Source organism: Stenotrophomonas sp. SAM-B (genome assembly GCF_013387485.1).
In the GTDB taxonomy this organism is placed as follows: Bacteria; Pseudomonadota; Gammaproteobacteria; order Xanthomonadales; family Xanthomonadaceae; genus Stenotrophomonas; species Stenotrophomonas maltophilia_AA.
Map to the genome: position 1 here is coordinate 23,043 of NZ_JABBXB010000008.1, position 21,522 is coordinate 44,564.

A 21,522-nucleotide genomic window follows, 5' to 3' on the forward strand; every position below is an offset into this window, starting at 1 on the left:
ATATAACATTCACGGACCAAGACCCCTACGCCCCATGAAGCGATCCTCTGCCCTGTTGGATGCCGGCGCCATCGCGCTGTCCGGCCTGTGCCTGCTGCACTGCCTGGCCCTGCCGCTTCTCGCGGCAATGCTCCCGCTGATGGGCGTGTGGGCCGAAGCCGAGTGGGTGCATGCCCTGTTCGTGGCGATCGCCGCGCCCCTGACCGGCTTCGCGCTGTGGCGCGCGCACCGCCAGCACCCGCTGCCCGCGTGGGCGATGGCCGGCGCGGCGGCAGGGCTGTTGTTGCTGCTCGCCGGCGCCCTGGGCTGGCCGAGCCACGAGGCCGAGACCCCGATGACCGTGGTCGGCAGCCTGCTGCTGGCCAGCACGCATGTGTGGAATGCGTGGCGGCGGCACCGGCACTGAGCGCACGGCTCAGTGCTTGAACATCATCCCGACCAGGAACAGCACCAGCGGTGCTGCACTGAGCACCGCGCCGATGATGCCCAGCCACGGCCAGCGTTCCTGGCGCACGCGCGAGCCGACGGTGGCGATGAGGCCCACCGCGGCCGAGGCGAGTACGCCGATGGACACGCCGGTGGTGCTGGCGCCCGCGGTGACACCGTGATTGGCGGCGGTGGCGATGTGTGCGGCGAAGGCCCCGATGGGGAGGCCGAGGAAACTGACGAGGCCGAGCAGCGGGAGTCGCTGGCTACGCGATTCAATCCGTGCCATGGAGCGAGCAGGGTTGGTTTTTTCTTCTTGCACGCGCATGTCTCGTGGAGTTCACCAACAACGTACACCTTTCGGTGCGCCATGCCGAGCACCGGCCACGCCTTGGTCAGCACGACATTCCGCTGCCATGGTCATTGACCAAGCTGAGTGGACGAACGGATTCGATGAGCAATGCCAACAGGTGGGAGCGCGGAAGCCAGAGGTAGCGCACAGCCGGAAAATACCGGAGCGTGGAAGCTGGGCGCTTCTGCCGGCCCCCACATCGAGTTCGTCATGCGCCCCCCCTTCGTGCTTTTCCTGACCACGTTGCCATTCTCGTCAGCGCTTCATGCCCAGGAGCCTCATGACAGAATCGAGTTCACGGCCGACGGCCACCGCATCGTCATACGCACGAGCTGCTGGCCGGATCAGAATGGCGGCACGGTGCCGGTCCAGCAGCGTTTGCAAGTCACTGCCGATGGATATCTGCGGTATGACTTCCACGACCAGCGCGCAGAAACCCGCGCCTACCATGAGGCGCTCTGCGCAACATCAGGCATGGAGCCCATGAGAGACGGAGAAGCTCTCATGGTCGGCAACAGCTCAGGCTGGGGCTGCCACCGCAGTCACGAGTACACGCCGGATGCACCTCTTCCTGAGCTCGATGTAAGCGCGGGCGTGGTCCCGCTGGCAGACTGCTTCATCAGAGATGCGCCGGGCAGGACGAAGTAGGCGCTGACGGAGGTTGCCATCTGAGGGGCAGCTTTCGGATCGACAGACCCGGCCGGCTTTACACGGGCTTGCGCCGCGCGGTGCCTACAATGCCCTCACCACCCGCCGTCAGGATCCGCCATGCGCTTGTTGCCCAGCCTGCTCCTCCTGGCCCCGCTCCTGCTGACCGGCTGCGGCAGCGACAACAGCGCCGGCGTGTTCTCCTCCGATCCGATGCTGGGCTGCTATGCCACCCACGCACGCAAGCCGGCCGAGTTCCGCATCGAGCAGCAGAGCGGCCAGTACTACGTGTCCTTCAACCGCGATGAGCAATGGCAGCGCGACGCGACGCCGCTGCAGGAATCCAGCCGCGCCGAGATCGCACAGTTCTTCCGCGACGATGCGGATCAGATCGACAAAGCGCTGGTCCGCCCCGGTGGCGGCTTCGGCATCTTCAAGTTCAATCCGGGTGCCACGCTCAAGGGCAAGGCCAAGGACAGCGACTACATGGCCCTGGTCCTGATCGGCGCCGGCCCGGTGTTCCCGGTGAAATGCCCCTGACCCTCCGCGTTGGATACCCCCACCCGCCGGACCACCGGCGGCAGGCAGCGATCACCGCCCGCCCGCACCGGTAGCCCGGCCCGCAACACCCATCCCCGACACCGCCCCACCCGCAGGCCTACACAGACGGGCATCCCCTCCCCGTACTTCAACATGGCGTCTCCGGATCACGGCGACCGCGATGGATCGAGCTGTACGGCCACTGCGTCGCATCGCGCACATGCCCGTGCTTGACCGGGTTGTGGTGGACATAGGCCACATGCCGCTGCAGGTCGTCGGCGTCCACGATCCGATGCTCGCGGAAACCGTTGTGCCACAGCGGCCGCAGACTGCGATCCCGGCGCAGCTGCAGGCGCGGCTCGGCCACCGGCAGCTGGCGGTCGAAGATCGCCTGGATCTGCGACCAGCGACGATGGCCCTCCTCATCGCCCTCCGGCAGCGTCCACACCCCATGCAGGTGATCCGGCAACACCACGATCGCGTTGATCCGGAACGGCCTCGCCTGCTGCGCCACCCGGAACGCCAGCCGCAGGACCTGTGCCTGCTCCACCAGCAGGCTGCTGCTGCGATCGCGGAGGTGCGCGCTGAAAAAGTACGCGGTGCCGGTGGGCCAGAGGAGGTGGTCGTAGGACATGGCCCCAGTGTGGCTGGCGCCGGCATCGGGTGGCGATCAGCTCTCTACACAGGCTATGGTCCTCCACAAACGGGGAAGTGGGTCAGAATTGCACCCGCTGTGCAGTCGTCCAAGTTCCGAAACTAGCCTCCACGTGGCGCGGGAACATGGCACCTTTCTTCCTCGGGAAGAGCGTTTGCGCAGTTCTGGATGTGAATGCGTCAGCGGCGTGATGGATGGCAGCTGACACCTCAAGGTCACGACTGAAGGAAGATAGACAGATGACAAGGACGAGATCTGGAAACGGGCTAGGACTTGTAGTTGTTGCGATGTTTGCCGTGCTGGTCGGTCTATGCGGCCGAAAGAGTGACGACGTGCCGCGAAGCGTTTCCGCACCACAGCAGGCGGTTGCAACTACTCAATCGCCACCCGCTGCCCCACCCGATTTGGAGGAGCGCTACGTTAATGCTGACGCTCTCAACGTTCGTTCATCACCGAACGGAAAAGTAGTGGGAAAACTCAAGCGCTCGGACAGCGTCACGGTGCATGGTCGAGATGCATCTTGGGTACGCATATCGGGAGACGGCCAGCCGACGAGATGGGTCTCATCTGAGCGCCTATGCGGCACCCCCAGTTGCGCTGCCAACACGACCGCGCGTGCAGCTCGCAGCGCAAGGTCCGCAGTTCCAGCACCCAGTGGTGCCGCCAGGTCGTCATTCTCTTCCAGCAGCAGCTGCCCTTGCTCCTCTTCTAACAACTGCTATGGACCCAGAGGAGGTCGATACTGCATAACTTCAGGCGGAAACAAACGCTATCGATAGCTGGCCCGTACGCTTGTCGGTGGCACCTCTTAGTCTGGCAGTCTTCGCAGCCTACTGAGAGCTGACGTAAGGTGCCGAGACGCACTGCGGAGGCCCAGTCAGGCGACGTCTCAGCCTTCTCAGGTACGATGCCCACCCCTGACTTCCATACCGTCCGGCGCTCGCGCCGCGGCCTTAGATCCCGTGCCCCATTACACCGGCCCCCTGCTGACCCGCCCGCTTGCCGAGACCCTGACCCGCGCCCGCGATGCCGGCACCGGGGAATGGACGGGCTCGCTCGACCTCGGCCGCTCCACCGGCACCGCCCTGCTGGCGGCCGACCACTGGCAGTGGAAAGGCGAGACCTATGCCTATCCCGGCAAGACCAAGGACCGCACCCTGTACTACTGGGACGGCGAGGAGTTCCTGGCGATCTCGCGCTTCGGGTCGGCACTGATAAAGCTGGTGCCGACCGACTGGGACGCGCCGACCTTCGAGATCGACGGCATCAAGATGCTGCCCAGCGCGCAGGTGTCCCCGTTCGAGGATGCCCGCCGCAAGGTCGCGCTGATCGCCCCGGCCGGCAAGACCGTGCTCGATACCTGCGGCGGCCTGGGCTATTTCGCCGCGTGCTGCCTGGAAGGCGGCGTCACCCGCATCCGCTCCTTCGAGAAGAATCCGGATGTGCTGTGGCTGCGCACGCTCAACCCGTGGTCGCCAGACCCGGACGCGGAGAGCAGCGGTGGCCGGTTGTCACTGAGCCAGGGCGACGTGTCGCAGGAAATCGAAGGGCTGGGGAGCGCTTCGGTCGACGCGATCCTGCATGACCCGCCGCGTTTCGGCATTGCCGGCGAGCTGTATTCGCAGGTGTTCTACGATCAGCTCGCACGCGTCATCCGCAAGGGCGGCCGGATGTTCCATTACACCGGTGCGCCGAACAAGCTGACCAGCGGCCGCGATGTGCCGCGCGAGGTCGCCAAGCGGCTGGAGAAAGCGGGGTTCAAGGCCGAGCTGGCGATGGATGGGGTGGTCGCGGTCAAGCGCTGAGCTGGGGTCCGATCAACTGCCGCGTGGCAGTTTGGCCGCCCACATGTTGTCGACCAGATTGGGATAACGCCGCCCGTTTTCCTCGGCGCGCTGACGGGCCGCGCTCTTCTGCGCTTCAGAGAGCGGCTGCGACTTCTTCTGTCCGTTGGGATTGGGCTTCTTCCACGGCGGTGTCTCGGGCTGGCGCATGGGCGGTCTCGTGCGGAGTAACGCTGCATTCCCGCTCAGCGAGTGCAGCTTACAAGAACGCCCGACACGTGATCGCAACGTGCCGGGCGCTATCTGCGGACGTCCTGCGACTTACTTCTTCAGGAAGTCCAGCAGCGCCCTGTTGAACGTCTCGGCATGGCTGGCATTGCACCCGTGCGGCGCATCCTTCAGCACCACCACCTCACTGCCCGCGATGGCCTCATGCGTGCGCTTGCCCGAACCTTCGAACGGCACCGTGCCGTCGCTGTCGCCGTGCAGGACGAGGGTCGGCACCGTGATCTTCTTCAGGTCGCCACGGAAGTCGGTAGTGCCGAAGGCCTTCATGCAACCCAGCGCCGCGGCCTGGTCGGACTGCTTGCACAGCATGATCGCGGCCTGGCGCTCTTCCTCGCTGACCTTCAGCTCGCCGTTGGCGCTGAAGAAATCCTTGGTGAAACCATCGAAGAACGTATCACGATCCTTCTCCAGGCCCGCGCGCATTTCATCCGCTTTTTCCTTTGTCAGCGGGCCCTCGGGGTTGTCGCTGGTCTTGAGCATGTAGGGCGGCACCGCCGAGGCGAACACCACGCTGTGCAGGCGCGATTCGCCATGTTTGGCGACATAGCGCGCCACTTCACCACCGCCCATCGAGAAGCCGACCAGAGTGGCGTCCTTCAGGCCCAGATCCTCGATCACACCGGCCAGATCATCAGCGAGCGTGTCGTACTCATAGCCATCGGCCGGCTTGTCCGAGCGCCCGAAGCCCCGGCGGTCATACGCGACCACGCGGTAGCCCGCATCGCGCAGCGCGGGAACCTGCGCCTTCCACGATTCGGCCGAGAGCGGCCAGCCGTGGATCAGCACCACCGGGCGGCCGGTACCACCGGAATCTTCAACGTGCAGGCGAACGCGGGAAGCAGCCATGGGAACTCCTTGGAGCGATGGGGAAGGAAGGATCGATCCTAGGCATGCGAGGTTGCGCAGGCCGTGAACGATTCCGCGGCATCACTGACGTGACGTGCACAGGCCTGACTGACATCCGCCAATGGGTTCAGCGACACGACGGCGGGATGACGCGGTGCGATCTCAGCTTCTGAGACAGCGCCCGACGATAGTTGCCGTGGGGCATCGTCGACGCTGGGAATCGGTACATGGACTGTCATGAGATCACGCCGGACGTTGCCACCCGCGGCGCCCATCCCGCCCGACGGAGCCTGTTGCGGGCTCGCCATCACGTTGCTGCTGCATGGGCTCGGTGCACACCCCGCGTCCCGCGCGGCATTGAGCGCCGCACTACGGCAGATCCCGTTGACCGAACGGTGTGCCAGCTGTGCGCTGCTGCGTCGCCACGCAGACCCGTAGAGGGCTGCCAGCGACCCATTACTAATTACATAGTTGACACCGCCGATCCGGCGGGCGCACGATGCGGCCATCAACTAACGAACCAGTAGACAGCCATGGCCCGCCCCGTCTCGCCCGCCCTGACCGACGCCGAACGCCGCATCCTGGAGGTGCTCTGGAAGAAGAAGGAGGCGTCCGTGCGTGAGGTCGCCGACGAGCTGTCCAGGAAGAAGCCGGTCGCGTACACGACCGTGCTGACCATGTTCAAGGTGCTGGACAAGAAGGGCCTGGTCCACCATCGCAGCGAAGGGCGCGCCTTCATCTACAGCGCCGCGATCACCCGCAGCGAAGCGCGCAGGCAGGCGCTGGAGAATCTGCTCAAATCCTTCTTCAACGATTCGCCCAGTGTGCTGGCCCAGCACCTGATCGATGAGCACGACATGGACGCTGACGAGCTCAAGGCCCTGCAGCAGCGCGTGGATGACGCATCTCCCTCGAGGACGCCCAAATGACCGTGCATTGGACCCAAGCCCTGGCGACGATGGCAGTTCAACACCTCTGGCACAGCGCCCTGCTGTTCGCACTGGCCGCACTCGTGTTGGGGCGAAGCCGGCTCAGTGCGGAAGCGCGCTCCTGGGCGTTGTGCGCCGCCTTCGTGCTGGCGGCGGCGTCACCGCTGCTGGTCCTGCTGCCGCGCAGTGCGCCGACGCCGATTGCCGTCGCGCAGCAGACCGTGTCGCCGCCCACCGCGAACAGCGCGGTGCAGGTTATCGCGCCGAAGCCGGCCTACGTTGCCCACGCGATGACTACCTCCACCACCACACCGACCCTGCTGCACGGCGTTGTCGTGATGTGGCTGCTGGGCACGCTGTGGGGGCTGGGTCGACTGGGCCAAGGCGCCTGGCACGCACGTCGCCTGCATCGCAGCGCGCGGCGTGCGCCCGCGTTGGAGTCACTGCTGCGCGGGGAGCTGCCGTCTGGTGCCCGCATTGCGCTGTCCGACAGGGCCCCCGGCCCGATGGTGGTCGGCCTGTGGTCGCCGCGCATTCTGGTGCCGACCACAATGGCATCGACCCTGCCCCCGGCCGCGCTGCGCGATCTGCTGCTGCATGAAGCCGCGCATATCCGTCGGCACGATCTGTGGATCTGCGCCGCACAGCGCGCACTGCTCGCCGTCTACTGGTGGAGCCCGTTCCTGCGCCTGCTGGGCCGCCGCCTGGATCTCGCCCGCGAGATGGCCTGCGACGAGCGTGCCGCACTGCGCAGCGGCAGCGGCAGTGGCCGTGGCTATGCCGACTCCCTGCTGACGGGCATCGCCGGACTGATCCAGCAGCGCGATCGCAGTGTGCCCTTGGCCGTGGCCATGTCCGCCACCCGCACTGGGCTGCGCCAGCGCATCGATGGGCTGCTCACCCTGGATACACGCCCTGCCCGCTGGACGACGCGCCTGGGCTGGGGCGCCCTGTGTGCAATTGCATTGGTCGCGCACGTTGGCGTCACTGTTGCGGCCACGCCGCGGTTGGGCAAGGCCGTCATCCTTGTCGAAGACGCGCCTGCAGCCTCGCCGCGTGGCGCCTCGCCGCAGGCCGAGCAGTTGCTCAGCGCTGCCGGCACTGGCGACGTCTCCCGCGTGCAGCAGCTGGTCAAGACGGGGGTTGCCGTGGATACACAGGTCAGCGGCGACGGCACCGCACTGATCATCGCTGCCAAACAGGGCGAGCTTGCGATGGTCGACGCGCTGCTCGTCCTCGGCGCGCAGCCCGACCTGGCCTCGCGTGGCGATGGCAATCCGCTCATCGCTGCAGCACGTCGCGGTCATCTGCCGGTGGTCGAGCGCCTGGTCGGTGCCGGGGCCGACGTCAACCGCATCGTCGCCTACGACGAAACCCCGCTGATCAACGCGGCCCGCTCCGGCGACGTCGACACCGTCGCTTATCTGGTCGAGCACGGCGCCGACGTCAACCTGGGCGTAGTCGCCGATCAGGGACAGTGGCGCTCGCCGCTGAACCAGGCGCGCAACGATCGCGTCCGTGACTACCTCACCCAGCGTGGTGCGATCGCCGGCAGACGCTGACCGGCCACACTACCCGCGGGTGACGCTGATCCGTGCGATGGCGCCGCGGCCGTCGCCCGCCATGCAATGCCCTCCTTCGCTGCACCGTATCGCCCCCTCACTGCGGCGTGCACGCGCACGCCTGTCTTTCGCGCATCGCCCCCTCATGAGGTATCGCATGGCTTACGCATCCACTCCGCAGGCACCCCTACATTCGCGAACCCGCAGCGTTCAGGTCGGCCTGCTGCGCGCGTCGCTGTGTGCCGCGCTGGTACTGCTGCTTGTCGGCCCCGCGGCGGCGGCGGACCGCGAAGACGCGACGATCCGTAAGGCGCTCACCTCCGGCCTGCGCCCCACCGTGGTGCCGGCCGACGGCGCGCTGCCGCACTGGTCGCTGCAGGAACGCATGGCCCAGCACCATGTCCCTGGCGTTGCGATTGCCGTCCTGCGCGACGGCAAGCTCGTGCACAGCGCCGGCTACGGCACACGCGAGGCGGGCACCCAGGCTGCCGTGAATGCCGTGAATGCCGACACGCTGTTCTCGGTCGGTTCGGTCAGCAAGGTGGTTACGGCCGCCACATCGCTGCGACTGGTCGCAGACGGCACCCTCGCACTGGACCAGGACATCGCGATGTATCTGCGCAGCTGGAAAGTGCCGGCTACCCCGTCGGTACCGGCGCCGCGACTGACCCTGCGCATGTTGATGTCGCACACCGCCGGGCTGGGCGTGCATGGTTTCGCCGACTACCTGCCCGGCGAACCGCTGCCCACCCTGCTGCAGACACTGGATGGCATCGCCCCGGCCAGAAACAAACCCGTGCGCCTGATCCACCCGCCCGGCGAGCGGGGCGATTACTCCGGCGGCGGCGTGATGGTCGAACAGCTTGTGCTCGAAGACGCGACCGGCCAGCCGCTGGATACGCTCGCACGCAGGCAGGTCTTCGAACCACTGCATATGCAGCGCAGTCGTTTCACCGATCCACCCACCAACACCGACAACGTCGCCAAAGCGCATGACGGCGACGGCAAGCTCACCGCCCTGCCGCGCGGCTGGCAGTCCTTCCCCGAACAGGGCGCGTCCGGCCTGTGGACCAGCGCCAACGACCTGGCCGCGTTCGTGGCTGCTCTTACGGCCAGCTACCGTGGCCAGGGCGACTTCTTTCCGCGGCCCATCGCGACCGACATGATGACCGAGGTGTCGCCGAGCTGGCACGGCCTTGGCCCGCGCCTGGACGGTACCGGGCAGACCCGGATTTTCCACCACGGCGGCTCCAACGACAGTTACCGGGCGTGGATCGAGGGGTATCTGGAGACGGGCGACGGCTTCGTGATTCTTACCAATGGCGAGAATGGCGCCGCGCTGGCGACGGAGATCCGCAATGCGCTGTCCGATGCGATCGGGCGTGGGGTGAATCCCGCCGTACGCACGATTGCGCTGGACCTGCGCGAGCCGCGGTATGCGGACTATGCCGGGGTGTTCGAGCAGGACGAGAGCGTGCCGATGGCACAGCGCCGTGCGTTGGCGGACATCTTCGATGTTCCGGCGCTGCAGGTGAAGGTGGCTGATGGGGAAGTGCGGGTGGGTGTGGCGGGCACGAACCGCGATGGACGGGTGCTGCCGGTGTCGCCGAATCGGTTTGTGTCACCGGATATCGATGGGCTGGAGATCGAGTTCCATCGTGATTCGTTTGGAAAGGTGGACGCGTTGAGTGTGGTGTTTGGGGAGGGGCGGGGGTATTACGTGCGGCGGAAGCTAGCAACGCAGTAGCCGCCGGATCGATCTTTATCTGTTGAGACAATCGCAACTACTCCATTCTTTGACGCAGTGCATTGCGATAGGCTGGTTCCAGCGAATCCAGGATTCGCATTGGAGTTGGTTGCGCCATGGTGGAGCACTCGACAGACAGTGAGCTGGAGGCAGCAGTGGATGACTACCTCGATATGTTGACCGATGAGTTGAACGGCCGCCGCGTCCTCAAGGCGCACGCCTATCGGGAGCTGTCCGAGAAGGCCGGGAGGAATGCCGAGGTGTGGGAGTTCCGCATGCACAATTGCCGTTGACCCTGATGCGCGGACGGTTCTGATCGCTCCTAGCTTGCGCGCTTCAACCTAGGCGTCGCTGGAGGGATTTTCGCTATCGACTAAGGCAACAGCAGCTGATAGCGCGAGTCATCACGCACTCGTCTACCACCGAGCAAAGTGCAAGTGGTGATCGGCTATTTGATAGCTACCGCTGAATAATCGAACTCGCTTCGTAAGCGTCAGGCTCGACTGCTGTGAGCAACGCCAAAGTGGGAGAACTCTGAAGATCCTTGGCATTTGACCTTGATCACTGATCTAGGCCTCGGCATCGGTGACCCTCACACCTCCATTCAACGAAACGTGGAGGTTTCGACATGAAGATGAAAAGGGTTGCAGTGGCATTCTTACTCTCGTTGGCTATGGCTGCGCAGGCCTCAGCTACCGAGTCTTCATCTAGCACCGATCAGTTTGTGACAGATGCTAATGGAGATACTCACGTCATCAGACGCAGTCAGTGGAGCGACTTCAATGGAGCATCTGTGGCCGTCGAGCAGCTGCTGAAGTCGGATGGCTATGGTCGCCTTATCTATCGCTACGATGAGCAAACAGAAGCGACGAAACTGTACCACCAGGCGATCTGCGAATCGGTTGGCATGACACCGTCTTCAGGTGAAGGGATTGCAGGCGGCTCAGCTAGTGGCTGGGCATGCGAAGGAGAATCCGTGGAAGGCGAGCTTGGTCATCAGATAGCTCCTAAAAGTGTTGACTGGGTTACGACGACCGCACCTAGTGGGCAGGTTCCCGTCGGCGTTACCTATCACTCTACTGGTCAAATGAGGATGCAGAGCTCTGTAGGGGGGCAACGACGAGCTACGGTTGGCGTCGACAATGGTCGTTGCACCTACACAGACGTTAAACACTTCTCAGGTGCATTCACCGACAGCGGCCAAGTGTTTGTGGCCTGCATCGTGCACCAGTCGAGGTTTGTAAACACCTCCATGGATGTGTGCATTCCCAGGCGCTGCGGATCTCACAGGGGCACGCAGTTTGCTCGGTAGCTCAGACATTTACCACACGCTGGCGCGGGCCGAGCAGGACAAAAAAAGCGAAATTGAGTGCAAAAGTGAAACCGGCCGCAGAATGCGGCCGGTTTTTGTTCTAGCCGCAGAGAGTTACAGCGCAATCCGAGCAACAGACTCTTCGCTGCCCTTCGGCTCGCTGTCACCGTTCTTGACGGTCACGTACAGCACATTCTTCTTGGCATCCAGCGCCAGACTGTTCGGGTGCGTCGGCACCGCGTACGTCGCCACCTGCTTGTAGGTGTCGCTGTTGTACGCGGTCACGGTGCCGCCATCGCGGTTGGTCACATACAGGCGCTTGCGCGGTGCGTCCAGGAGGATGCCCAGCGGGCCGGCGTCGGTCGGGATGCTGGCCAGTTCCTTGCCGGTGGTACGGTCCAGCACCAGCACGCGCTGGCCCGGATGCTTCGATTCAAAGCCCGAGCTGCTGGCCTGGTAGTTGCGGATCATCTCCGAGCCCTGGTCGGTCACGAACAAGCGCTTGCCAGCTGGATCCAGCGCGATGTTCATCGGCTGCTCCGCGCTGACCTTGAAGCGCTGCTCGACCTTGCCGCTATCGGTGCCGACGGTGACGAGCTCGGCCAGCAGGTTGGAGGTGTACACGCGCTTGGCCTTGGCATCCAGTGCCAGCCCCGGCGCCTTGGCGTTGCCCAGGCCCGGAATGGTGTTGATGACCTTCAGCGACTTCGTGTCCACCACGAACAGCACGCTGCCCTCACCCGAGTGGCCGGTGACGTACAGACGGTTATTGGCGCCGTCGACGACCAGCTCGCGCAGATCGTGGGTGTAGGCGGCCTTGCCATCCTTGCCGACCTTCTTCTCCATCAGCTGCACGATGCCGACCGACTGATTGGTGGCAGTGTCGACCACGGTGACCGAGGTATCGACGGTGTTACCGACGTACAGGCGGTTGTTGGCATCGTCCAGCACCACACCGAAAGCCTTGCGCTCCAGCGGAATGGTGGTCTCGATGGCCAGCGTTTCCGGATTCAGGCGCAGGACCTGCGACGGACCGGCTGCATCACCGAAGCCGCCCGAGGAGGCGACGAACACGGCATTCTGCTTGGGGCTGAAGGCCAGCTCGTACAGGCCTTGGGCGACGGCCTTGCGCTGGACGGCGGCGTTGGTGGCGGCTGCGGCGGCAGTGGTCGGCTCAGCAGCAAGGGCCGACGGAGTGCCGAGAGTCAGGCTGACGGCGAGGGCCAGGGCGGCCGAACGAAACAGGGAACGAGGGTGCATGCGAGCTTCCTTGGATGGGCACGGGAGGTGTCCTGGCTCGCGGGCCGCTGGAAGCGGCCGACCACTATCCGAAGACGTGGACAGGCTGGCTGGCGGGCCATCTTAACAGGCGCGGCCAAGGGTGTCGGGTTCGGCCCGATCCCAAACGGTGAGACGGCGATGGGCGATCCTGCCGTCCGCTCTGGAGAATCCCTCATGAACAAGATCGACACTGACTGGCTGGAAGAATTCGACGAGGCCATGCTGGGCCTGTTCGCCATCAATCACAGCGATGCGGGCATGGACGAAGCCCTGCTGGTGAGCTATTACGACCTGGAGCCGCGCGAGGCGGCGCTGGCGTTCGGCAACGACTACGACCTGGACCGCGCGTATGTGGTGTGGCCGCCGGTTGGGCTGCTGCTGAACAGCTGAGCCAGGCGCCGACGCCGGCAGGTGGGTGAGCTAGCCGCCTACGCTGGCGGCCGCAATCTGCATGTCATGCTGCACGCGGTCATCTTCAAGCTGCCGCTGGAGGTTCACTTGCTGGTTGCGCTGTTCCTGCTCGTGCGCGGCCACGTCAAACTGCTCCAGCGATTCCTCAAAAGGGGTCTTCACCGCCTGTTCCGTTGGCATGCCCGCGCGTAGGTGACCGGGGTTGCCCATGTCGCCCTGCACGACGAATACGGTATGCGCGCCGGGCTGCTGGGCCGTGGGGTTGCTCAGCGCCACGTGGTCCACCCGGTCCAGACCGTTGCTCTTGGCCAGCACCAGCAGGCTGCCGGTGAGGCGCTCGCTGGTCTGGTCGTAGCTGCGTCCGTGCGACTCGTCCAGCCTGGCGACTTCCTTGCGGATCTGCTGGTAGAGCGCATGGTCCGGATGGTGCGGGTTGACGGGTGTCCAGGGTGCTGCTTCGTCGGGTGGTGCTGGCGTCTCGGTCAGGGCTTCCTGTGGTGGAGGCACTTCCGTTGGCGCCACCTGTGCGTTGGCAAGCTCTTCGGAAGATTGGTCATTCTCGGGCGCCGCAAGCCGTTCGTGCTCCGCTGCATCGGTCGGAGACGGCTCCGCGTTGAAGCGGGCTGCCTGCAGCTCCGCGGTTTCAGTTGTGTGAAGCCTCTGACCTTCGGTCTCAGGCTCGACACTCGCTTCGCTTGTGGCCGTCGGGAGCTGACGGGTGATTTCGGCATTTTCGTTGCGGGCTGGGGCTTCGTTGCGGGATCTCAGCAGCTCTGCTTCCTGCGCGTGGCCGGCCGCGGACGCGCGCTCCGGCGCCTCAGTTGCCGGCAGCACTGTTCGTTCTGATCGCTCTGGCACAGAGACGAAGTCCGCCGCCTGCTGCGCGGGTTGCTGTTGACGATGCAGCGCATTGTCTTCCCGGTGCAACTGGTCTACATGCTCAGCGTTGCGGGCATTGTCTTCCCTGCTTCGCTTTTGCTCCGCCGTGGCAGCGGCGTCCTGCGTGGGCGGCCGCGGCGCTTCGGTACGCTGCTTGGGCTGTGTATCGTGATCAGGGAGCGCAGGCGCGGCGGCGATGGCAGCCGCTGCGATCTGCGCGGGCGCGGCTGTTGCACTCGCTGCGGCAAATGCCTGCAACGGGACGGCCTGGACCACATCCTCGGGAAGCTGGGGCGCTCGCGCCTCGTCGACGTCCGCACCACCTGCAGCCATCGCCGCGAAAGTGGCGGCTTGCTGCGCTTCGGCAGTGGAGGCACCTTGGCGGTTCGCCTCGCGCAAGGCTTGTTGATGCGCTTCCTGTTCTCGAGGAGAGAGCCTGTCGATGCGGAGTTCAGGGGTGTCTGGAAGCGGTGCGCGGTCCAACGCCTGCGCTTGAAGTTCGGCGTGAGCTCGTTGAATCTCTTCAGTACTTGTGAAGGCAACACGCTGTGCTACACCGTCCGGCCCGGTCTGATAATGCACGATGGCGCTATCCGCGCTGTACAACCCGGATTCGGCAGGCTGCAACTCTTGTATCGTGCGGCCAGTTACCCCCTGCGCCTCACGTGTACGTTGCGTAGCCAGCTCGATGGCCGGCAAATAGTCCTCGGGCACGCGAACGTTGTAAGTCTGATAGCGGTGAAGTACCTCGTTCCGGTCTACCTCGGCGGCAGTCGGTGCCGAGCGTGCCAACGTTGCGTACAACGACGCGTCGAACTGCTCAAGCGAGGGCTGGCGAATCGCTCGGGTCAGCTCCAGCTCCAAGGCGCGGTTTCCGTGCGCCGCAACGCCCTCGTGGGTCCACTGCTCCGCCGCATCCCGTCTGTAGAGCCGGTCGTCTGAGCCACGCGCCACATCCGCCTTGGCCCTCGCGAACTCCACCGCTGGTGGAACGGCGACGTAGTCCTGCGAGCGGAGCGCAGCGTGGTTCTCAACGTAGGCTGCCACCACGGCCTCGCGACCATTGGCGATGTTGTCCTTGGTGCGCGCGACCGCTTCCTGGTCCAGTTCCTTCGCACGCTCGGGGCTTGCCACTTCCTGGGTGTAGCTGCCACGGTCGTTCGCACCCGAGACGCCGGTCTTGACCTGGCGCACCCATCGCTCGGTCTGCGCGTCACGCAGCCAGTTTGCGTTGTCCAGGCCGCGCTGGTCACTGGGGCGAGCAGGCACGTTGAATGGATCCTGGGGAGCGGGCACCTTGCCCAGTTCGAGTGTTACCGCACGGGCACTTGCCAGCGCGTTCAGTTCCCGCGTCTTTTCGTAGGTGGCGCTTACGTCCTGCTTGATGGGGTTGGCCACCCCGTCCTGCGTTCGGTCGAGCGACGCCTCCCGAACCCATGCGTGTCCGTTGTGCTTCCAATCCGTTCCGGCCTTGTCTTGCTGGTTGTAGATGGAATGGTTTTCACGCAGGGTCGCGGCCTTTTCGAAGGCTGCTGAGAACAGATAGGCATCGGCAGCGATCAACGCCACCGGTGCGGCACCAGTGGTGCCTACCAGGCCTGCCGCCAGCGTTCCGCCTCCCCAGCCGCCTACGCCGCGGGCTGCGAAGTGGGTCAGCTCTGACTGCGCTGCTGGCAGGTTCTGCTCTTTCAGCAGCGAGCCGACGCGCGCGGCGGTTTCATGGGCATCGTACGCGCTGGCGGCCGCGCCCAGGACGGTGGCGCCCATTCCCAACCCGAACCGTTTCAGATCTGGTGCTTGTGGCTCACGAACGACGACGGCGGGTGGGGCGCCGGAACGAATGATCTCGTCAAGGCTTGCGCCAACCTGTGCTTGAACTCTTGCCTTCTCGACCAGGCCCTCCGACCCCTGCTCGCGCACCAGCTGGGCGTGGCTGGCGCGATCCATGCCAGGGATATCGTTGGTGCGCTCAGGTACCTTTTCGTGCCAATCCAACTGTTCGGCACCTTGGCTACGCAGATTCTGCGTTACCGATGGGTTTCGAAGTCGGTTAGTGCGCTCCTCCTCAAGTGCTTGTCCAGCTGGCCGTGGATCGACGCGGCTGCCGTAAAGGAGCTCACCTTCCCGGTTGTAGATGAGAATCGGGACGTTCGTCTTTGCCTGCAGGATATCCAAGCTGCGCGGAATGCTGTCATAGATCGCGTCGCGCGCGGATTTCGGCACATGGCGACCGTAGCCGTCAATATCGATGCCTTTGGTGAAGCGCCTGTCTACGCCGAGCTCGCTTTCCAGTTTGTGAGTAGCGACCACTCGCACTTCTACTTCGTAGCCGCGCCGCTGGAGGTCTTTGATCAGTTCGACCGCCCGCTCACCGTTGGAAAGAGTCTTATCCAGGATAAGGTTCTTATTGCCGCCGGATGCGATTTCAAAGGTCTCATCGGCCCATGCACTTGCATCAGGGTGAGTCCGGCCGGACCAGATGACAGGGTTCTGGCTCCGAAAGTCGTCGATGGCCGGGTGAAAGTTGCGTAGCCGATCCGGATCAATTACTGCAACATCGTGACGGACCTCAGCTTCCGCAACCTCGCCGATCCCACCCTTACCGGCACCAGGCTGACCAGCGAGGATGATTGCCCTGGGCCGCTCATGAGAGGTCAGTGAGTCAAAATTGCTGTTTGGGAGTATCTCTTCCCGCAGGATTCGAGCGTGCTCCTCCCTGCTCAGCTGGTCAGCCTTGCTACTCATTCAACAAGTCCTTTTACTTGCCGAAGTAGTCCATGAGCTCCCTGTCTCCAGACCAAGGTGCCTGAAGGACCAGCTTGCCCATGGTCATCTCCTTGGCCTTAGTCTTTGCGATCAGATCGAGGTCCCCCTTCTCCTTCGCGGCCTTCGACTCGGCCCTTGCCTCTTGGAGAAGCCTGCCGGCTCTACTTTCCAGAGCCCATATGAGCTCCTCATAACGCGACGGAACAGCACGTTCTCCAGCAAACGAAGCCATCAGCTCCTGAAGGTTGGTCATCTGTTCGGGATAGTCTTTCAGCATCTCCCGAAGTCTGACGGGAACCTGCGGCAGGGGATCTGTCATAACTGGCCTCCTATCTTGGGGTGCTGCTAGCAAGTATTTGGGGTATTGACCGCCCTTGGGGTCTTGGACCGAGCTTCCACGCTCGTCCCGAGCGGCGATTCCATCATCCCTTTGGTTCTGGAAGCGGTGGAGTTCTGATGGAACGCTGCCCATCAAGAATGGCCTCCGCCGGCGCCGGGCTACACTACAGGCTGCCACATGCGGCCTGTTTGGACTATCGGAAAATTCTGACTTACTCCTCTGGAGCAAGAAGAAAGGACAGTGACTCAGCAGCACCCGTCTCGCTGCGTAAGGCCGCCACTGCATCAAGAGAGCAGATCACATCAGCGGCACCAGCAGCTGGGGCCTACCCAGGCTGCAGCGTAGTCGGCGGGAAAAGCGTAGCTGCGGATGGGCCCGGCGCTTACCGCTCGCAGTAGGGGCCTCTGCTCCACCCGTGCTGCCGCCGCCCCATCTCATCCAGATCCCGGGCCACCGCATCTGGTACGTGGTTCGTCGCTATGGCTACGGCGCAGGGAGCGTAGCCGGCCGGGGAGTTCTGTGCGGGATCATTGCCGTCCTGCTGCCAGTGGGAAGACCCGGAACCACGCCTGCTTGGCGCCTCCCGGATTCGAGTCGCTACAGCCGTACCTCCGCAGAGCGCTTGAAATGAAGGTGAACGCCCAGCGCCTTTTCCACTTCGGCCTGGCGCGCGCGGTACGCCTTGAGGGTGTCTGGATCCACAACGCTAATGTCGATGCGGCTCTCTGCAGCGTTCACGCCCATCCCGCCGGCGTTGGGAAAGTAGGACCGCAATCGGTTGGACGCCACGATCTGCTGCAGGTCCTTGCTTGAATGCCGTGCCCCCGGTACAAACCGCACCTGGACAGGCCCCATGGCTGTGGTCACGATGCGGCCAGGCACGGCGCCGGCGCCTTTCAGGTGCACTGTCATCCTCAGGGGATCCCGCGTGATCACGCGCCCTGCGTAACGGTCGCCGAACTCCTGCACCAGTGCCGCGTTCACGGGCGCCAGCGCCCTTCTCTCAGCGATGCGCCGGCTTGCTTCTGCCTCGTCGACGGCCTCTGAAGACGTCACGCGCTTCACGGCAGCGTTCAGTGGTGGCGCAGGTGGCTCTGCCGCCCCCAAGCGAGTGGCGATGAAAAGCAGATTGCATGCGAGTGTTAGTGTTTTCATGCGCTTCTATCTTTTCGTGCAGGCTCCAACCGATGTCAGTTGCTTGCTGCAGACCGTACCACCTGAGAGGCGGCGCATTCTGTTAACCCGTTCACCTGACCCCAGCGGCACGACAATCTCTCGAACCGTATCCTCTTGAATTTTGCATGCGCATTCTTCACGTGCGTTCAACACCTCGAGACCAGCTGGAGCCCTACCGGCACCTCCTCTATAGTTGCCCCATCCAATGCAATGGAATGGCCCATGAGCGTGATGTCATCCGGGCGGTGCCTCACGGCTGCACTCGCCGTTGTCCTGAGCGCCAGCGCCTGTGCACGAACGCCGCCTACAGATCAGAAAGGGAACTCGAAGAGGTCGGAAGCGACTGAAACCGGTCGAACCATCAATGGACATACCTACACCGATGCGCCGGTAGATGTGGAGCTCGGGCCGAGTATCTTCCGGATTCCGGCCAACTACCTGGATAGCCAGATTGCGCCGTGGCCCGGTGGAGGCGTGAGCCTGATCCTTGAGTGGCCGGACATGAGGCCCACTGCGCCAGGCGCTCGGGCAGATCCCCGGACGAATGACTTCCGCAAGGAGATCGCGGTCTCGATCGATTACATCGACAGCGCTCCCATTGAAACCTCACTGGAACGGCTATCCTCCAATGAGGCCGTCACCGAGGCCGACTCGGTGGAGCGTGGAAATCCGAAGGATCGCCTGGACCTGCGCGTTGCCCAATCTGAGACGATGGGGCTGACTCCCTACGCCATCGACGAAGCGAAGATGGCCGTGTACTCAGGGCAGTACGAAGCCCGCTACCGCAAGCCGCATGCCCGCAATCCCGGCTTCGAGGATGACTGGTACGTGGCACGCGGCCCGGCCGGCAACCTCACGACCTTCATCAAGTGCGACAGCACCACCTTCCGCGAAGATGGTGTACGGCTTGAAGGTGATCAGGTCATCCATGAGCAGGGCACCGTTGCCGCCGGGTGCATCCATTACTTCGCCGATGTAGAGAACAAGCTCTCCATCACCCTCGACTACAGAAGGGCGTTCCTGAAAGACTGGAAGCGCATGGAAGACGCAGTGCGGGACCTCTTGGCACGGACCAAGGCCAAGTAACGCGCACGTACAGGAATCTGCAGCGGCCGGACGTGACAGGGCAGCCAGCGGGGTCAGCGTGAGGTTGAGCCGCAAAGTATGCGGATGGAGTGATTTTCTTTTGAAGGGATACCAATGGCCAATACTTCTCAGCAGGAAACACGCTCCTCCATCGAGAACGAGAGTGGCATCAGAATCGTGCTGTCGAGAGTGCAGGGCGCGTTATCGGATGGTAGCGATCCCGCCCAGTACGAGTACGTGCTCCTTAAGGGCAGCGAGAGGGTCGGGGCCCTGGGTCTAAGCGGGGGTGAAGATCGCTTCAGCTTGAACCGCGGCGGGAATGGACCTACTCGCTGGACATGACCCGTGTGGCGACATTGAAGTCCATGCTTGAAACGAGGTTCGTATTCAAGAGTGCCGAAGGCGACTTCGAGTTTCTTTGCTCTCTTGCGCACGGTCTTCTCTTCTCTGCACAAGCGCGCGGAGAGTCCTCTGACGATGTCCGCTACATCGCAATTACCACGCCCACAGCCTTGGCAGGTGCCGGCATTCTTTCCCCTCCCGGCGATGCCGTTTCGTCCGATGGCACCGTCGTCCTGGCAGAGATATTCATCCCTGGAACCGCCACCTGACTGCGTCAGCTTCGCTCTGCTAAAAGCAATGGAGCTACCCATGAGTGTGATGTCGATTTCGTCCGGACGGTGTATGGCAGTTGTACTCGGCGTCGTGCTCAGTGCCAGTGCCTCTGGACAAACGCCGCCTACGGAGCAGGAAGGAGCGCCGGCTGCAACAGAGGCCGGTCGAACCATCAATGGGCACACCTACACCGATGCACCGGTAGAGGTGACGTTGGGACCGAACACATTCGAGATTCCGGCCAACTATCTGGACAGCCAGATTGCGCCGTGGCCTGGTGAGGGTGTCTCTTTGGTCATCGAGTGGCCGGACATGAAGCCGACGGCACCGGGAGCGCGCGCCACCCCCCGTACAAATGATTTCCGAAAGGAGATTCGCGTGCTCGTCAGCTACGTCGACAGGGTTCCGATCGACAGCGTGTTGGAGCGGCTCTCTTCCAACGAGGCGATCACAGAAGAAGACTGGCTGGAGCGGCGAAATCCTGCCGATCGTCTGGATCTTCGGGTTGCCCAGCCAGAGCGACTAGGCCTGACCCCATACGCCATCAACGAATCACTGATGGATCAGTATGCGCGCGCGTATGAAGCAAAATATGGCCGCCCTCTTCCGCGCAACCCGGCGTTCGAGGACGACTGGTACATCTCGCGCGGAGCGGGTGGCGCGCTCTCCAGTTTCATCAAATGCGACAGTCCGAAGCATTCGGGCGATGGCTTGGCGATCAAGGGCAAGGACATCATTGATGCCCCGGGTAGAACAATTGCAGGTTGCACGCACTACATCGTGGATATTGAGAACAGTCTGTCCATCAGCCTCAACTACAACCGTGTGTTTCTCAGAGACTGGAAGGCGATGGAGCAGGCCATACGTGATGTCTTGAACCGCACCAAGGTCCGTTGATGGCGCAAGCTGAGCCGCCCGGCTCAGATCGATGCGGTTCTTGTTCGAATGCCAACACTATCCCTATAGTTGAACGTACTCAATGCAATGGAATGGCCCCATGAGCGTGATGTCCTCCGGCCGGTGCCTGACGGTTGCACTAGCCGTCGCCCTCAGCGCCAGCGCCTGTGCGAAGGTTCCACCCACGGAAAAGGGAGAGAAGGAAGCTGCCATGTCTGAAGATTCCAGCCAGAGCCGCACGATTGACGGCTACACCTATACGACGGCGCCAGTAGTGGCCAAGCTGGGCCCGCATCGCTATGCCTTCCCGGCGAATCTTTATGACGACCAGATCGGCCCCGCCATTGGTGGCGGCGTTGGGCTGACGCTGATGTGGCCCGAACTGCAGGCTGCGCCGCCAGGAACGCGCTCGTCGCGCACCATGGCTGATCACCATCGGGCGATTTCGATGGCAGTGGACCACATCGACAAGGTGCCCATCACCGAGTTGCTGGGTCGCCAGACCAGCACCGACGCCACCAGCGAGGAAGGCTCGATTTACAGGAAGGACCCGCGCCGTCGCCTGGATCTGCGCAGACCGGGCCCCGAAACGCTGGGGCTGACGCCGTACGCCATTGATGAAGAGCAGATGGCCGTGTTTGCCAAGGCCTACGAGCTGCAGATCGGGTTGCCGGCCAAGCGCAACCCGAACTTCGAGGATGACTGGTACATCGCCCGCGATGCTGGCGGCAAGCTGGAAACGTTCATCAAGTGCGGCAAACTCAAAGATGGCCGCGATGGGTTGGCCCTGGAGGGAGACCAGCTTGTGATCAACGAGAGAACCGTGGTTTCCGGCTGCACCCACAACTTCGTGGATACCGACAACAGCCTGTCTGTATCCCTCTCCTACCCTCGGATCTTTCTGAAGGACTGGAAGAAAATTGAAGGTGCCGCGCGCCAGGTTCTGTCCCAGTACAAGGTTGAGTGAATCGGGCCGTTCAGG

23 protein-coding genes are annotated in these 21,522 nt (G+C 63.5%); 15 read left to right on the plus strand and 8 right to left on the minus strand.

Annotated elements, in window-relative coordinates:
- Window positions 1-34 precede the first annotated feature (34 nt).
- Complete coding sequence (locus HH110_RS15345) at window positions 35-406, plus strand: MerC domain-containing protein (protein WP_176990476.1); 372 nt, start codon at window positions 35-37, stop codon at window positions 404-406.
- Between the two features lie 9 nt (window positions 407-415).
- On the opposite strand, the gene HH110_RS15350 is transcribed toward HH110_RS15345, so the two are convergent.
- Window positions 416-715, minus strand: a complete 300-nt coding sequence (locus tag HH110_RS15350; RefSeq protein WP_176990477.1) for a hypothetical protein — start codon at window positions 713-715, stop codon at window positions 416-418.
- A 273-nt stretch (window positions 716-988) separates the two neighbouring features.
- Here HH110_RS15350 and HH110_RS15355 point away from each other — a divergent pair, with 273 nt between their 5' ends.
- Both HH110_RS15355 and HH110_RS15360 read left to right on the plus strand, forming a co-directional pair.
- Window positions 989-1,426, plus strand: a complete 438-nt coding sequence (locus HH110_RS15355) for a hypothetical protein (RefSeq protein WP_176990478.1) — start codon at window positions 989-991, stop codon at window positions 1,424-1,426.
- A gap of 120 nt (window positions 1,427-1,546) precedes the next feature.
- On the plus strand, window positions 1,547-1,966 hold the full coding sequence (locus HH110_RS15360; RefSeq protein ID WP_176990479.1) for a hypothetical protein: 420 nt from the start codon (window positions 1,547-1,549) through the stop codon (window positions 1,964-1,966).
- Window positions 1,967-2,114: 148 nt separating this feature from the next.
- Here the strand turns inward: HH110_RS15360 and HH110_RS15365 are convergent, their stop codons facing one another.
- Window positions 2,115-2,600, minus strand: a complete 486-nt coding sequence (locus HH110_RS15365; protein WP_176990480.1) for a transposase — start codon at window positions 2,598-2,600, stop codon at window positions 2,115-2,117.
- 308 nt (window positions 2,601-2,908) lie between these two features.
- Between HH110_RS15365 and HH110_RS19615 the strand changes: the two genes are divergently transcribed.
- Complete coding sequence (locus tag HH110_RS19615; RefSeq protein ID WP_176990481.1) at window positions 2,909-3,400, plus strand: SH3 domain-containing protein; 492 nt, start codon at window positions 2,909-2,911, stop codon at window positions 3,398-3,400.
- A gap of 183 nt (window positions 3,401-3,583) precedes the next feature.
- Window positions 3,584-4,426 (plus strand): MnmC family methyltransferase, encoded by an 843-nt coding sequence (locus tag HH110_RS15375; RefSeq protein ID WP_176990482.1) that lies wholly within the window; start codon window positions 3,584-3,586, stop codon window positions 4,424-4,426.
- 12 nt (window positions 4,427-4,438) lie between these two features.
- On the opposite strand, the gene HH110_RS15380 is transcribed toward HH110_RS15375, so the two are convergent.
- Together HH110_RS15380 and HH110_RS15385 are read right to left on the minus strand one after the other, a co-directional pair.
- The gene (locus HH110_RS15380; RefSeq protein WP_176990483.1) at window positions 4,439-4,615 is read right to left on the minus strand and encodes a hypothetical protein; all 177 of its coding nucleotides are present in this window, start codon (window positions 4,613-4,615) and stop codon (window positions 4,439-4,441) included.
- A gap of 111 nt (window positions 4,616-4,726) precedes the next feature.
- The gene (locus tag HH110_RS15385; RefSeq protein WP_176990484.1) at window positions 4,727-5,539 is read right to left on the minus strand and encodes an alpha/beta fold hydrolase; all 813 of its coding nucleotides are present in this window, start codon (window positions 5,537-5,539) and stop codon (window positions 4,727-4,729) included.
- A gap of 533 nt (window positions 5,540-6,072) precedes the next feature.
- Here HH110_RS15385 and HH110_RS15390 point away from each other — a divergent pair.
- The 5 genes from HH110_RS15390 to HH110_RS15410 all read left to right on the plus strand — a co-directional run bounded on the left by HH110_RS15390 (window position 6,073) and on the right by HH110_RS15410 (window position 11,089).
- Window positions 6,073-6,468, plus strand: a complete 396-nt coding sequence (locus tag HH110_RS15390) for a BlaI/MecI/CopY family transcriptional regulator (protein ID WP_176990485.1) — start codon at window positions 6,073-6,075, stop codon at window positions 6,466-6,468.
- Between the two features lie 29 nt (window positions 6,469-6,497).
- Window positions 6,498-8,030 (plus strand): M56 family metallopeptidase, encoded by a 1,533-nt coding sequence (locus HH110_RS15395; protein WP_176990486.1) that lies wholly within the window; start codon window positions 6,498-6,500, stop codon window positions 8,028-8,030.
- Between the two features lie 157 nt (window positions 8,031-8,187).
- Window positions 8,188-9,777, plus strand: coding sequence for a serine hydrolase (locus HH110_RS15400; RefSeq protein WP_176990487.1), 1,590 nt, complete (start codon window positions 8,188-8,190; stop codon window positions 9,775-9,777).
- Window positions 9,778-9,932: 155 nt separating this feature from the next.
- Window positions 9,933-10,070 (plus strand): hypothetical protein, encoded by a 138-nt coding sequence (locus HH110_RS15405; RefSeq protein ID WP_176990488.1) that lies wholly within the window; start codon window positions 9,933-9,935, stop codon window positions 10,068-10,070.
- A gap of 335 nt (window positions 10,071-10,405) precedes the next feature.
- Window positions 10,406-11,089, plus strand: coding sequence for a hypothetical protein (locus HH110_RS15410; RefSeq protein ID WP_176990489.1), 684 nt, complete (start codon window positions 10,406-10,408; stop codon window positions 11,087-11,089).
- Window positions 11,090-11,203: 114 nt separating this feature from the next.
- Here the strand turns inward: HH110_RS15410 and HH110_RS15415 are convergent, their stop codons facing one another.
- Entirely contained in the window at window positions 11,204-12,349 is a 1,146-nt protein-coding gene (locus tag HH110_RS15415; RefSeq protein ID WP_176990490.1) for a YncE family protein, read from the minus strand.
- 195 nt (window positions 12,350-12,544) lie between these two features.
- Between HH110_RS15415 and HH110_RS15420 the strand changes: the two genes are divergently transcribed.
- Window positions 12,545-12,760 carry a hypothetical protein gene (locus tag HH110_RS15420; protein ID WP_176990491.1) on the plus strand — a complete coding sequence of 72 codons (216 nt, stop codon included), beginning with the start codon at window positions 12,545-12,547 and terminating at the stop codon, window positions 12,758-12,760.
- Between the two features lie 30 nt (window positions 12,761-12,790).
- Here the strand turns inward: HH110_RS15420 and HH110_RS15425 are convergent, their stop codons facing one another.
- From HH110_RS15425 to HH110_RS15435, 3 genes are all read right to left on the minus strand, one after another.
- Complete coding sequence (locus tag HH110_RS15425; protein ID WP_176990492.1) at window positions 12,791-16,405, minus strand: zeta toxin family protein; 3,615 nt, start codon at window positions 16,403-16,405, stop codon at window positions 12,791-12,793.
- 13 nt (window positions 16,406-16,418) lie between these two features.
- Window positions 16,419-16,745 carry a hypothetical protein gene (locus tag HH110_RS15430; RefSeq protein ID WP_176990493.1) on the minus strand — a complete coding sequence of 109 codons (327 nt, stop codon included), beginning with the start codon at window positions 16,743-16,745 and terminating at the stop codon, window positions 16,419-16,421.
- A 618-nt stretch (window positions 16,746-17,363) separates the two neighbouring features.
- Window positions 17,364-17,921, minus strand: coding sequence for a hypothetical protein (locus tag HH110_RS15435; RefSeq protein WP_176990494.1), 558 nt, complete (start codon window positions 17,919-17,921; stop codon window positions 17,364-17,366).
- A 243-nt stretch (window positions 17,922-18,164) separates the two neighbouring features.
- On the opposite strand from HH110_RS15435, the gene HH110_RS15440 reads away from it, so the two are divergent.
- From HH110_RS15440 to HH110_RS15455, 4 genes are all read left to right on the plus strand, one after another.
- A complete protein-coding gene (locus HH110_RS15440) occupies window positions 18,165-19,028 on the plus strand; it encodes a hypothetical protein (protein WP_176990495.1) in 864 nt (287 codons plus the stop codon).
- A gap of 338 nt (window positions 19,029-19,366) precedes the next feature.
- Window positions 19,367-19,639, plus strand: a complete 273-nt coding sequence (locus HH110_RS15445; RefSeq protein ID WP_176990496.1) for a hypothetical protein — start codon at window positions 19,367-19,369, stop codon at window positions 19,637-19,639.
- Window positions 19,640-19,679: 40 nt separating this feature from the next.
- On the plus strand, window positions 19,680-20,540 hold the full coding sequence (locus tag HH110_RS15450) for a hypothetical protein (protein ID WP_176990497.1): 861 nt from the start codon (window positions 19,680-19,682) through the stop codon (window positions 20,538-20,540).
- A gap of 100 nt (window positions 20,541-20,640) precedes the next feature.
- Window positions 20,641-21,507: a hypothetical protein gene (locus HH110_RS15455; RefSeq protein ID WP_176990498.1), complete on the plus strand. Its 867-nt coding sequence runs from the start codon at window positions 20,641-20,643 to the stop codon at window positions 21,505-21,507.
- Window positions 21,508-21,522: the final 15 nt, after the last annotated feature.